The 12862-nt window shown below is 65.2% G+C and carries 12 protein-coding genes and 1 pseudogene; 11 read left to right on the top strand and 2 right to left on the bottom strand.

Annotation, left to right across the window (positions count from 1 at the left end; all coding sequences use genetic code 11):
• Positions 1 to 113: 113 nt before the first annotated feature.
• Positions 114 to 347, top strand: a pseudogene (locus LDO29_RS22180) (sigma factor-like helix-turn-helix DNA-binding protein); the annotation flags it as partial.
• Complete coding sequence (locus LDO29_RS22175; protein WP_224081888.1) at positions 344 to 1180, top strand: 3'-5' exonuclease; 837 nt, start codon at positions 344 to 346, stop codon at positions 1178 to 1180. The pseudogene LDO29_RS22180 and the gene LDO29_RS22175, both read left to right, overlap by 4 nt.
• Before the next feature lie 18 nt (positions 1181 to 1198).
• Here LDO29_RS22175 and LDO29_RS22170 read toward each other — a convergent pair whose 3' ends face one another.
• Positions 1199 to 2056: an endonuclease/exonuclease/phosphatase family protein gene (locus tag LDO29_RS22170; RefSeq protein WP_224081887.1), complete on the bottom strand. Its 858-nt coding sequence runs from the start codon at positions 2054 to 2056 to the stop codon at positions 1199 to 1201.
• A 131-nt stretch (positions 2057 to 2187) separates the two neighbouring features.
• On the opposite strand from LDO29_RS22170, the gene rlmD reads away from it, so the two are divergent.
• A complete protein-coding gene (rlmD, locus tag LDO29_RS22165) occupies positions 2188 to 3579 on the top strand; it encodes a 23S rRNA (uracil(1939)-C(5))-methyltransferase RlmD (RefSeq protein WP_224081894.1) in 1392 nt (463 codons plus the stop codon).
• Between the two features lie 77 nt (positions 3580 to 3656).
• Here rlmD and LDO29_RS22160 read toward each other — a convergent pair whose 3' ends face one another.
• Positions 3657 to 4358 carry a Bax inhibitor-1/YccA family protein gene (locus LDO29_RS22160; RefSeq protein ID WP_224081886.1) on the bottom strand — a complete coding sequence of 234 codons (702 nt, stop codon included), beginning with the start codon at positions 4356 to 4358 and terminating at the stop codon, positions 3657 to 3659.
• A gap of 346 nt (positions 4359 to 4704) precedes the next feature.
• Between LDO29_RS22160 and ndk the strand changes: the two genes are divergently transcribed.
• From ndk to bamB, 8 genes are all read left to right on the top strand, one after another.
• Positions 4705 to 5130 carry a nucleoside-diphosphate kinase gene (gene ndk, locus LDO29_RS22155; RefSeq protein WP_224081885.1) on the top strand — a complete coding sequence of 142 codons (426 nt, stop codon included), beginning with the start codon at positions 4705 to 4707 and terminating at the stop codon, positions 5128 to 5130.
• 53 nt (positions 5131 to 5183) lie between these two features.
• Positions 5184 to 6338 carry a 23S rRNA (adenine(2503)-C(2))-methyltransferase RlmN gene (gene rlmN / locus LDO29_RS22150; RefSeq protein ID WP_224081884.1) on the top strand — a complete coding sequence of 385 codons (1155 nt, stop codon included), beginning with the start codon at positions 5184 to 5186 and terminating at the stop codon, positions 6336 to 6338.
• Positions 6335 to 7114, top strand: coding sequence for a type IV pilus biogenesis/stability protein PilW (gene pilW, locus LDO29_RS22145; protein ID WP_224081883.1), 780 nt, complete (start codon positions 6335 to 6337; stop codon positions 7112 to 7114). The genes rlmN and pilW overlap by 4 nt, the downstream gene beginning before the upstream one ends.
• A complete protein-coding gene (locus LDO29_RS22140) occupies positions 7107 to 8105 on the top strand; it encodes a RodZ domain-containing protein (RefSeq protein WP_224081882.1) in 999 nt (332 codons plus the stop codon). Before pilW ends, LDO29_RS22140 begins: the two co-directional genes overlap by 8 nt.
• Positions 8106 to 8135: 30 nt before the next feature.
• Positions 8136 to 9428, top strand: coding sequence for a flavodoxin-dependent (E)-4-hydroxy-3-methylbut-2-enyl-diphosphate synthase (ispG, locus tag LDO29_RS22135; RefSeq protein WP_224081881.1), 1293 nt, complete (start codon positions 8136 to 8138; stop codon positions 9426 to 9428).
• Between the two features lie 40 nt (positions 9429 to 9468).
• Positions 9469 to 10839, top strand: coding sequence for a histidine--tRNA ligase (gene hisS / locus LDO29_RS22130; protein WP_224081880.1), 1371 nt, complete (start codon positions 9469 to 9471; stop codon positions 10837 to 10839).
• A gap of 97 nt (positions 10840 to 10936) precedes the next feature.
• Positions 10937 to 11569 carry a YfgM family protein gene (locus LDO29_RS22125; protein ID WP_224081879.1) on the top strand — a complete coding sequence of 211 codons (633 nt, stop codon included), beginning with the start codon at positions 10937 to 10939 and terminating at the stop codon, positions 11567 to 11569.
• A 58-nt stretch (positions 11570 to 11627) separates the two neighbouring features.
• Entirely contained in the window at positions 11628 to 12806 is a 1179-nt protein-coding gene (gene bamB / locus LDO29_RS22120) for an outer membrane protein assembly factor BamB (protein ID WP_396022705.1), read from the top strand.
• The last annotated feature ends 56 nt before the right edge of the window (positions 12807 to 12862 follow it).

The following is a 12862-nucleotide window of genomic DNA, read 5'->3' as shown; positions in this document are numbered from 1 at the left end:
TTCCTTATGTCCGTTGCGTCTCGCGCTGATTGCGGAGATGTTCAGAAAATCGCCCCAGCCGTTCGCGGGATAAACGCCCTCCCCAAACCTCAGATTGCGCGGGACGTAACACGCACCGCGAGCTCGAAGGCCTGATGAAGCTGTGGCTGGCCCGCCTGTCGGAGAAGCACCGCTATGTGGTGGAGCGCCGCTTCGGCCTCAACCATATCGAACCGGCCACGCTCGAAGAGCTGGCCGAGGAAATGGGCCTGACGCGCGAGCGCGTGCGCCAGATCCAGCAGGAGGCCCTGGTCAAGCTCAAGCGGCATTTCGCTTCGCAAGGTGTCAGGAAGGACGCCGTTCTATGACCCCAGTGCTGGTATTCGACATCGAGACCATTCCCGATGTCGACGGCCTGCGCCGTTTGCATGACCATCCCGCATCGATGAGCGACGAGGAAGTCGCCGAGCATGCGTTCTCAGCCCGCCGCGAAAAGACCGGAAGCGATTTCCTGCCGCACTACCTGCAGCGTGTGGCAGCGATTTCCTGCGTATTGCGCCGTACGCAGCGCGACGGATCGGCAGTCTTCCATGTCGGCTCGCTCGGCACCCCGGAGGATGGCGAAGCCACGCTGATCCAGAAGTTCTACGAACTGATTGCGCGCTACAGCCCGCAGCTGGTGTCGTGGAATGGCGGTGGCTTCGACCTGCCCGTGCTGCACTACCGCGGCCTGGTCCATGGCGTGACCGCGCCGCGCTACTGGGAAATGGGCGAGGGCCGCGACGACGACAGCCGCGACTTCAAGTGGAACAACTACATCAGCCGCTACCACATGCGGCACCTGGACCTGATGGACCTGCTTGCCATGTACCAGCCGCGCGCGAGCGCGCCGCTGGATGACCTGGCCAAGCTGTGCGGCTTCCCTGGCAAAATGGGCATGGACGGCAGCAAGGTGTGGCGCGCATTCCAGGACGGCCAGCTTGATGCCATCCGCGCCTACTGCGAGACCGATGTCGTCAACACGTACCTGATGTACTGCCGCTTCCAGCTGATGCGGGGCGGGCTGTCGCCGCGCGAGTTTGACCTGGAGATGGCGCTTGTGCAGGAGTCCCTGGCCGAGCTGCCGGGCCCGCAGTGGATGGAATACCTGCGGGCCTTCCAGCTGAAGCGGCTGACGCCGGAAGACGAAGAGCTCGACTGAGCCGCGGACTGACTGTCCTCAGATATCCAATGACAGCACGATGGGCTGGTGATCCGAGTCCGTCGTCGTCGCGTTGACTTCGCAGCGCCTGACCTGGCTCGCGAGATTCTCCGTAACAAAGATGAAATCGCACGCAAAGGGCGGCTCGGGCCATTGCTCCTTGTCGTACATGGCGCAGGTGGGCGCATGCGGCCGGCCGGGATGCATGTGCACCCATGCGTCGCGCCATGGCGTGGTGCCGTCGTCGAAGGGCTCCAGCATGCGCCGATAGGCGATGTCGTCGGGTTTGCTGTTGAAGTCGCCGCAAAGCACGGCTTCCGATGGGCGAGTCTCCGGCGTGAAGGGGCCCGGCGTGGATTCGCTGCGTCCGGGCCGCAGCGCATGGCCGCACGCCTGCGCGTGCCAGTCGCGCAGGGCGTTTGCCTGGGCCGCTCGCTGATGCGCCGAGTAGTATTCGAGATGCGTGCAGATGACGCGCAACCGCCGCGTGCTGCCCACCTGCAGCGTCGCTTCGAGTGCGACGCGGGGCATGGATGCCACGTCGGGGTCCGGCGGCCAGGGCAACGCGTGGCGGAAGACCTCGCACACCGGCAGGCGGGTGGCGATCAGGTTGCCGAACTGGCGCTGGCCGCCATTGTCTGTGAAACGGTCCACGCCCGGGGCGAACAGCAAGCGATAACCGGGCAGCAGCGCGGTCAACTCTGCCACCTGGTCGGCGCCGGGCGTGCCGCGCAGGTCGCCGAAGCCGCGCGTGACTTCCTGCAGGCAGATGACATCGGCATCCGTCATCGCGCGCATGGTGGCCACGCTGCGCGACAGGTCGACCCGGCCGTCGGCGCCACGCCCCCATTGGATATTCCACGAAATCAGTTCCATTGCGTCGCTCCTTCCACGTCGCGCTGCAGTTGCGCGGGCGTTGCCCGGCGTGTCTGGACTACAATCGCGCTTTCGCAAAACAATACGTCAGGTTTCGTCTGGTGTCCCAAGTCGTGTCCTCCCCGCAAGAAATGCCGGCAACGCCGCGTGCGGCATCTGCCGCGCCGGCTGCCGCCGCGCCCGGTGCAGATCCCGTCGTTTCCATCGACAGCCTCGATATGGAGGCCCGCGGCGTCGGGCGTCTGGTCAATGAAGATGGCACGCCCGGCAAAGTGATCTTTGTCGAGGGCGCGTTGCCCGGCGAAACCGTGAGCTACAAGAGCTACCGCCGCAAGCCGAGCTACGAGCAGGCTCACCTGCTAGAAGTCAGGCGCGAATCGGTGATGCGCGTCACGCCCGGCTGCAAGCACTTCGGTGTCTGTGGCGGTTGCTCCATGCAGCACCTGGACTCGCGTGCGCAGCTGGCTATCAAGCAGCGTGTGCTCGAAGACAATCTCTGGCATCTGTCGAAGGTCCGGCCGGAAGTGGTGTTCCGGCCGATTGCGGGCCCGGACTGGGGCTATCGCTATCGCGCGCGCCTGACGGTGCGGCACGTGGTCAAGAAGGGCGGGGTGCTGGTGGGCTTCCACGAGCGCAAGAGCAGCTATGTGGCGGACATGACGAGCTGCGAGATTCTCCCGCCACATATCTCGGCGATGCTGGTGCCGCTGCGCGAGCTGGTGGCCGGGCTGTCGATCCGCGACCGCATGCCGCAGATCGAGCTGGCGGTAGGCCATGAGGTCACGGCGCTGGTGCTGCGCATCCTGGAGCCGCTGACAGATGCGGACAAGGATCTGCTGCGCGCCTTTGCTGATGAACACAATGTCCAGTTCTGGCTCCAGCCCAAGGGGCCGGATACCGTTGTGCCGTTCTATCCGCTTGACCGGGAGCTGGCCTACACGCTGCCTGAGTTCGGGATCCGCATGCCGTTCAAGCCGACGGACTTCACGCAGGTCAACCACCAGATCAACCGCGTGCTGATCGGTCGTGCGCTGCGCCTGCTGGACGCCCAGCCGGAAGACCGCCTGCTCGACCTGTTCTGCGGTATCGGCAACTTCACGCTGCCGTTGGCCACGCAGGGCCGCTCGGTCATGGGCATCGAAGGCAGCGAAGCGCTGACTACCCGGGCGCTGGCCAATGCCGGTCACAACGGGCTGGCGCACAAGACGGAATTTGCTTGCCGTAACCTGTTTGAAGTCACTGCGGACGACATCGCCGCGCTGGGCCGCTTCGACCGCTGGCTGGTCGATCCCCCGCGCGAGGGCGCGCTGGCGGTGTGCAAGGCGCTGGGCGAGCTGTCGCAGCAGGGCAGCGATGTGCTGCCGCGCCGCATCGTCTATGTGTCGTGCAGCCCGGCTACGCTCGCGCGCGACGCCGGCCTGCTTGTGCACGAGGCTGGCTATCGGCTGACCGGTGCGGGCGTCGTGAACATGTTCCCGCATACTTCGCACGTGGAATCGATCGCCGTGTTCGAGCGGGGCTGAGCGGTCTGGCGATGCTCGCCGCCTAACGAAAAACGCCGGCCATCGGGCCGGCGTTTTTCGTCTTGCCTGTGGCTGTGTCAGTCGCGGCTGCCGCCGAAAATGCCGAGCAGGGCCAGCAGGTTCGTGAACACGTTGTAGACGTCGAGGTAGATCGCCAGCGTGGCGGTGATGTAGTTGGTCTCGCCGCCATTCACCACGCGCTGCACATCGAACAGGATGTAGGCCGAGAAAATGCCGATGGCGATGACCGACACCGTGATCATCAGCGACGGCAGTTGCAGCCAGATATTGGCGACGCTCGCCAGGATCAGCAGGATCAGGCCGACGAACAGGAACTTGCCCAAGCCCGAGAAATCACGCTTGCTGACCGTGGCGATGGTGGCCATGGCGCCGAATACCGCCGCTGTGCCGCCAAAGGCATACATGATCAGTGCCGGCCCGTTCGAGAACTGCAGCACCGCGCCGATCAGGCGCGAGAGCATCAGGCCCATGAAGAAGGTGAAAGCCAGCAGCAGGACCACGCCCATGCTGCTGTTCTTGGTCTTCTCGATGCCGTAGAAGAACGCGAACGCGATGCCCAGGAACAGGATCAGCGACAGACCGGGGCTGCCCGCCATGAAGCTGAAGCCGGTTGCCACGCCGATCCACGCGCCGATCACGGTCGGGATCATCGAGATGGCAAGCAGCCAGTAAGTGTTGCGCAAGACCCGGTTGCGCACGACGACATCGCTGACCGTCGACGCGTTGCCGAAACCGTAGGTGTTCAGCTTGTTATCCATGGTGACTCCTGTTTCTTAACGGTGAGGCGCCGGGTCGACCCGGCGCCGACGCATCGCCAATGTGGCATCGCCTTAGCGGAATTGCAAGTGGATTAAAGTGTTACATGAATCACTTATACGCGATTGCGACCAGATTTGTTGCTCACGTTTGACGGTTTTGCATGTATTGCGTTCCGTGCATTGTCCACGTGCCGAAATGTGCGGATTGTGCCTCGCCGCATATTGCGGTGCCGCATCCGGCAGCCGGGACGGCGGCCAAGGGGGGCGGTGCTCGAAACCGTCATCGTCTCGTGCTAGAATTGCACGTTTAATCCATTTGTAACCCCTTCATTTTTCGGAGTTTTTCATGGCGATCGAACGCACCCTGTCGATTATCAAGCCGGATGCCGTGGCCAAGAACGTTATCGGCCAGATCTACGCCCGTTTCGAGGCCGCCGGCCTGAAGATCGTTGCTGCCAAGATGGTGCACCTGTCGCGCGGCGAAGCCGAGCAGTTCTACGCTGTCCACAAGGAGCGTCCGTTCTTCAAGGACCTGGTCGACTTCATGGTTTCCGGTCCGGTCATGATCCAGGCCCTGGAAGGCGAAGGCGCCATTGCCAAGAACCGTGACCTGATGGGCGCCACCGACCCGAAGAAGGCCGAGAAGGGCACCATCCGCGCCGACTTCGCCGACAGCATCGACGCCAACGCCGTGCACGGTTCGGACGCTGCTGAAACCGCCGCTGTGGAAATTGCCTTCTTCTTCCCGGGCATGAACGTTTACAGCCGCTGATTGTCTGGTCAATTCCATAAGACAAGACTGACACGGAAGTTGAGTTTGCCGTCATGAACGATCTCGTCAACCTGCTCGACCTGGATGCGGACGCGCTCACCGCCTATTGCGGGGAGCTCGGCGAGAAGCCGTTTCGTGCGCGGCAGCTGCAACGCTGGATCCACCACTTCGGTGCCAGCCGTTTCGACGCCATGTCGGATCTCGCCAAGTCGCTGCGCGAAAAGCTCGCGACGCGGGCCGAGATCCGCTCGCCCGCCGTCATCACCGACCACCTGTCGGGCGATGGCACGCGCAAGTGGCTGCTCGATGTCGGCAACGGCAACGCGGTGGAGACGGTGTACATCCCCGAGGACACGCGCGGCACGCTGTGCGTCTCCTCGCAGGCGGGGTGTGCCGTCAACTGCCGGTTCTGCTCGACCGGCAAGCAGGGTTTCTCGCGCAACCTGACCACGGGCGAGATCATCGGCCAGCTGTGGATGGCCGAGTTCGCCATGCGCGCGCAGCTGGGCCGTGGCCCCAAGGATGACCGCGTCATCTCCAACGTGGTGATGATGGGCATGGGCGAGCCGCTGCTGAACTACGATGCCGTTGTGCCGGCCATGCGGTTGATGCTCGACGACAACGCGTATGGCCTGTCGCGCCGGCGCGTGACGCTGTCCACCTCCGGCGTCGTGCCGATGATGGACCGGCTGTCGAAAGACCTGCCGGTGGCCCTGGCGGTGTCGCTGCACGCGTCCAATGACGCCCTGCGCGACGTGCTCGTGCCGCTGAACAAGAAGTACCCACTGGCCGATCTGATGGCGGCATGCCGCCGTTATCTGGAGTTCGCGCCGCGCGATTTCATTACCTTCGAATACTGCATGCTTGATGGCGTCAATGACGGCGTCGAGCATGCGCGGGAGCTGTTGAAGCTGGTGGCCGACGTGCCTTGCAAGTTCAACCTGATCCCGTTCAACCCCTTCCCCGAATCGGGCCTGAAGCGTTCCAACAACGACCAGATCCGGCGTTTCGCACAGGTGCTGATGGACGCGGGCATCGTGACCACGATTCGCAAGACGCGCGGCGACGATATCGACGCGGCGTGCGGCCAGCTTGCCGGGGAAGTCAAGGATCGCACCCGGCTTGCCGAGCGCGGCAAGTTCGGCAAGATCACGCCTTTGGTGCCGGTCGCCGCGACTGGCCAAGCTGGGGAGGTTCGCCCTGCATGATCCGTCTGATCGCTGCAGCCCTGCTGGGGCTGCTGATGTTGTCCGCCTGCCAGTTGCCACACGTGCCCTCGCAGGATCTCCAGACCACTTCCGACCAGACCGATGCAGGGCGACGCGCCAGCATCCGGTTGCAGTTGGCCACCAATTACCTCGAGGCCGGCCAGACCAGCGTCGCCCTGGACGAGGTGAAGCAGGCGATTGCCGCTGACCCGAACATGGCCGACGCCTACCACGTGCGGGCGCTGATCTACATGGCCATGAACGAGAAGGCGCTGGCTGACGACAGTTTCCGCACGGCGGTTTCCATGCGCGGCAACGACGGCGACCTGCTCAACAACTATGGCTGGTTCCTGTGCCAGGAAGGCCGGTATGGCGAGGCGATCCCCGTGCTGGAGCGGGCGGTATCCGCACCTTCCGCCGGTGGGCCTGCCAAGCCGCTGATCAGCCTCGGCGCGTGCCAGATGCGCAATGGCGCCGGCGCGGAAGCCGAGAAGAACCTGAAGGCGGCGCTTGGCTACGATCGGAACAACCCGGTCGCCAACACCAACCTTGCGCTGGTCTATTACCGGCGCGGTGACCTCAGGCAGGCTCGGCAATACGCGGAGCGTGTCAATAGCAGCAAGTTCGCAAGCGCGCAATCCCTCTGGCTGGGTGCGCGCATTGCGCGCCGTCAGGGCGACGCGGCCGCGCAGAGTGCCCTGGTGGCACAACTGCGCCAGCGTTACCCCGACTCGCGCGAATTGAGTGCCTACGAACAAGGAGCATGGGATGAGTGAGCATGAGCGCGCCGCAGGCCAGGCCGCATCGACGGGAAACGTCGGCGGGGGCGCGACAGAGTCGGAACGTGAAGCCGTGGCGCGCGAGATCGGCACGCTGCTGGCGCAGGCACGGGAATCGCAGCGGATGTCCGTCGAGGATGTGAGTGCCCGCCTGAAGGTCGCGGCGCCGAAACTGGCCGCGATCGAGGCCGGACACGTCGATGCGCTGCCCGACATCACCTTTGCCAAGGGCGTGATGCGCGCCTACGCACGCATGTTGCACGTGGATGTGGACGCCTTGCTCGCGCGCTTTCACCCGCGGCCAGTGCAGGTGACGGAAATGGCGCGCCAGCGCGAAGGCGGCCTCAACGAGACGTTCGACGACCGCCGGCGCTTCGGGGCCCGCGGCGGCAGCACGGGCGCCAGCGGGCGCTGGGTCTGGCTGGCACTCGTGGTGGCCGGGCTGGCGGCAGGCGGCTGGTTCGGGCTCGATCATATGAAACAATGGCTGGAAACGCGCAACAGCGCCGCGCAGGCCACGCCTGCAGAAGCGCAGGAGCAGCCAGGCCAGGGATCCGACTCCGGCACCGTGACGGCGGTGCTGCCGCCGGTCATGGCTGGCGCCGACGCTCCGGCCCCGTCCGAGGCATTGCCTGCCAGCGCGCCGGCTGCAGCCGCCAGCGACGCAGCCTTGCCGGCACCGGTTGCGGCGGCAGCCCCGGCTGCGCTGACTGCCACTGCGGCACCCGCCGCGGTAGCGGGCCCGGTGCAGGGTGAACTGCAGATCAAGTTTTCGTCCGACACCTGGTATGAGATCCGCGACCGCAGCGGCAAGGTCGTCATGGGCGGCACCGCGAAGGCTGGCCAGGAAGTCGTTGGCGGCGGCACTGCACCGTACAAGGTAATCATCGGCAACGTGAAAGGTGTGGAGTCGATGAGCCGCAACGGCACGCCGGTTGACCTGAAGGCGGCGAACCGCAATAACGTCGCGCGGCTGACGCTGCCCTGATGCGGGCACGACACCGGAGGTGGTAACGCTATGAACGAACAGCTTTGTCTACCGGTCCTGCCGGGCCCGCTGCCGCGCCGCGAGACGCGCCAGGCGCGCATCGTGTGGGGCGACAATATCGTCACCATCGGCGGCGGGGCGCCGGTGCGCGTGCAATCGATGACCAACACGGACACCGTCGATGCCATCGGCACGGCCATCCAGGTCAAGGAACTGGCGCGCGCAGGGTCCGAGATCGTACGTATCACCGTCAATACGCCCGAGGCCGCAGCGGCTGTGCCGCATATCCGCGAGCAGCTCGACCGCATGGGTGTCAATGTGCCGCTGGTGGGTGATTTCCACTACAACGGCCACAAGCTGCTGCAGGACTATCCGGCCTGTGCCGAGGCGCTGTCGAAGTACCGCATCAATCCCGGCAATGTCGGGCAGGGTGCCAAGCGCGACACGCAGTTCGCGCAGATGATCGAAATGGCCTGCCGGTACAGCAAGCCGGTGCGCATCGGTGTCAACTGGGGCAGCCTGGACCAGGACCTGCTCGCGCGCATCATGGACGAGAACGCCGGCCGCGCCGAGCCCTGGCCGGCGCAGAGCGTGATGATCGAGGCGCTGATCACCTCGGCGATCGACTCGGCGAAGAAGGCCGAGGAAATCGGCCTGCCGGGCAGCCAGATCATCCTGTCGTGCAAGGTGTCGCAGGTGCAGGAGCTGATCGCGGTGTACCGCGAGCTGGCGCGCCGCTGCGACTATGCGCTGCATCTCGGCCTGACCGAGGCGGGCATGGGCAGCAAGGGCATCGTGGCGTCGACGGCGGCGCTGTCGGTGCTGCTGCAGGAAGGCATCGGCGACACGATCCGCATTTCGCTGACGCCGGAGCCCGGCGCGCCGCGCGAGAAGGAAGTCTACGTGGGGCAGGAAATCCTGCAGACCATGGGCATGCGGAACTTCACGCCGATGGTGATCGCGTGCCCGGGTTGCGGCCGTACGACCAGCACTACGTTCCAGGAACTGGCGGCAAGCATCCAGGCGTACCTGCGCGAGCAGATGCCGCAGTGGAAGACGGCGTATCCCGGCGTCGAAGAGATGGATGTGGCCGTGATGGGCTGCATCGTCAACGGCCCCGGCGAGAGCAAGCATGCCAACATCGGCATTTCGCTGCCGGGTTCGGGCGAATCGCCGGCGGCGCCGGTGTTCGTCGATGGCGTCAAGGTCAAGACGCTGCGTGGCGAGCGCATCGCCGAGGAATTCCAGGCGATCGTCGACGAGTACGTTCGCACGCATTACGGCCCGGGCGCAGCGCGGGCAGAGAAGGAAGCGGTGGCCTGAGCCGGTATTGGCCGGTTCACCCCAGCAAGATAACGACAGAATGACGCAAAACGAGAATCCGTCCGCGCAAAGCGGCGCCAAGGCTGAAGACAAGGCACGCCCTGCCAAGGCATTGCAAGGCGTGAAGGGCATGAACGACATGCTGCCCGCCGATGCCCCGCTGTGGGAGCATTTCGAGAATGCCGCGCGCGCGATGCTGCGGGCCTATGGCTATCAGCAGATCCGCACGCCGATCGTCGAGCATACCCAGCTGTTTGTGCGCGGTATCGGCGAGGTGACGGACATTGTCGAGAAGGAAATGTATTCCTTCACCGATTCGCTCAACGGCGAGCAGCTGACGCTGCGCCCGGAAGGCACTGCCGCCGCCGTGCGCGCCACCATCGAGCACAACCTGCTGTACGACGGCCCCAAGCGCCTGTGGTACACCGGCCCGATGTTCCGCCACGAGCGCCCGCAACGTGGCCGCTACCGGCAGTTCCACCAGCTCGGCGCCGAAGCGCTCGGCTTTGCCGGGCCGGACGTGGATGCCGAGATCATCCTGATGTGCCAGCGCCTGTGGGACGACCTGGGCCTGACCGGCGTGCGGCTGGAGATCAATTCGCTGGGCCAGGCGCACGAGCGTGCCGCGCATCGCGAGGAACTGATCAAGTACCTCGAAGGGTTCCAGGACATCCTGGATGAGGACGGCAAGCGCCGCCTCTACACCAATCCGCTGCGCGTGCTGGACACGAAGAATCCGGCCCTGCAGGAAATGGCCGCGAACGCGCCCAAGCTGATCGATTTCCTGGGCGAGGAATCGCTTGCGCACTTCGAGGGCGTGCAGCGCCTGCTCAAGGCCAACAACATCCCGTACAAGATCAATCCGCGCCTGGTGCGCGGCCTGGACTACTACAACCTGACGGTGTTCGAGTGGATCACCGACAAGCTCGGTGCGCAGGGCACCATCGCCGGTGGCGGCCGCTATGATCCGCTGATCGCGCAGATGGGCGGCAAGCCGGCGCCGGCCTGCGGCTGGGCCATGGGCATCGAGCGCATCATCGAGCTGATCCGCGAGGAAGGCGTGGTGCCTGACGCGGTCGGTTGCGACGTCTATCTCGTGCATCAGGGCGAAGCGGCGGCGCAGCAGGCGATGGTCGCCGCAGAGCGCCTGCGCGATGCCGGACTGGACGTGGTGCTGCATGCCACGACCGACGGCAAGAGCGGCAGCTTCAAGTCGCAGATGAAGCGCGCCGACGCGAGCGGCGCGGCGTATGCCGTGATCATTGGCGATGATGAGGTCGCCGCAGGCGTGGTGCAGGTGAAGGAACTTCGCCAGGGCGCGCAGGCCGAAGGTGGTGGCCAGCAGGCGCAGGTGCCGGCTGAAGGCCTGGTCGACTACCTGATCGACGCGATGGTCGGCGCCAGCGAGTAACGCTGCGAGCCAGAGCCCGCGATATCCGACCAGCAGGAAACGGAGGCTGCCCGAAGCGGCCTTTGACCCCAACCCAAACGCAAAAGAGTGCCTCGACATGGCATACGATCTGGAAGAGCAGGAACAGCTTGAAAACCTGAAGGCCTGGTGGCGTCAGTACGGCAATGCCCTGACGTGGATCCTGATTGCCGCCTTGCTGGCCTTCGCCGCCTGGAACGGCTGGAAGTACTGGGAGCGCAAGCAGGCTTCCGAAGCGGCCGTGCTGTACGATCAGGTGGTCAAGGCCGCCGAAGGCCGCGATGCCGAGCGCGTCAAGCGCGCCGCCGGCGACCTCGAGGACAAGTTCGGCAAGACCGCCTATGGCCCGATGAGCGCGCTGGTCGCCGCCAAGGTGCTGTACGATGCGGGCGATCTGGCGGGTGCCAAGGCCCAGCTGCATTGGGCGATGGACCACGGCGACGGCGAGTACGCGTACATTGCCCGTGTGCGCCTGGCTGGCGTGCTGCTGGACGAAAAGGCCTATGACCAGGGCCTGGCGCTGCTCAAGGACGAGCCGCCGGCGCCGTTCGTCGCCCTCTATGCCGACCGCAAGGGCGATCTGCTTGCCGCGCAGGAGAAGCGTGCCGACGCGCGTGCCGCCTACCGCAAGGCGCTCGACAAGCTGGGTGCCGATAACCAGTCGATGCGCCAGATCATCCAGTTCAAGCTCGACGCGCTGGGCACGGCCTGATCTTGCGCCGCTGTACGTGAAGGATATCCGCCAAAAACCAATCCAGGATCCGAACCTTATGACGTCAATGCTTTCCGGTGCCGAACAACAAGGCGAGCCTCGCCGCAAGATTGCCCGTGCGCTCGTCGCCGGCGCCTGCCTTGTGGCGCTGGGCGGCTGCTCGCTGTTCAGCAAGGAGAACAAGCATCCGCCAGCCGAACTGAAGCCGGTGTCGGCGACGCTGTCCGTGCGCCAGGCATGGAAGGCGGACGTCGGCAAGAGCGGGCCGTATGCGCTGCAGCCGGCCGCGGCAGGCAACAACGTGTACGTGTCGGCCAACAATGGCACCATCATGGCGCTGGACGGGGCCACCGGCCGCACGCTGTGGAAGGCCAAGACGGACGTTGACATTACTACCGGCCCGGGCAGTGACGGTTCCGTGACGGCGGTGGCTGGCGAGAAAGGTGCCGTCTATGCCTTCGATACCAGCGGCAAGCAGATCTGGAAGAAGCAGGTCAACGGCGAAGTCCTGTCGGCGCCGCTGGTCGGCAACGGCCTGGTGGTGGTGCGCACCACGGATACCCGCGTGCTCGGACTGGACGCCCAGACCGGAGAGCGGCGCTGGATTTACCAGCGTTCGCAGACGCCGCTGAACCTGCGTGCCGCCATGGGCATGGTGTTCGCCGGTGACGGCATCGTGATGGGCTTCCCCGGCGGCAAGCTGGGCGTCCTGACGCCGGGCAATGGCGTGTTGCGCTGGGAGAGCGCGATTTCGTATCCCAAGGGTGTTTCCGAGATCGAGCGTCTGAACGATGTCACCGGTCAGCCCATGGTCAGCGGCCGCCAGGTCTGCGCCACGACCTTCCAGGGCCGCGTAGCCTGCCTGGAGCTGGCTAACGGCCAGGTGCAGTGGGGCAAGGATTTCTCGTCGCCGACCGGCCTGGCGCAGGACGACAACGTCATCTATGCCAGCGATGAACAGTCCGTGGTGTTTGCGTTCGACCGCCAGAACGGCAACGAGCGCTGGAAAAACAACGAACTGCGCTATCGCCGGCTGGGCGCGCCGCTGGCGCTGGGCCGTTCGGTGGTGATGGGCGACTTCGAAGGCTATGTGCATTTCCTCTCGCGCGAGGATGGCACCGTGCTGGCGCGCATGAAGACCGATGGCAGTGCCATCAGCGCAGCGCCGGTCGTGGCGGGGCAGACCCTGGTTGTCCAGACCCGCGACGGCGACATCTACGGCTTCGTGCCGGGCTGAACCGGTGCGGCAGCGCCTGTCCGTACACCTGTCGGTACGGGCGGCGCCAATTCCGG

The organism is Cupriavidus laharis (assembly GCF_914271435.1).
In the GTDB taxonomy this organism is placed as follows: Bacteria; Pseudomonadota; Gammaproteobacteria; order Burkholderiales; family Burkholderiaceae; genus Cupriavidus; species Cupriavidus laharis.
This window is presented reverse-complemented; position numbering and strand designations above follow the sequence as displayed.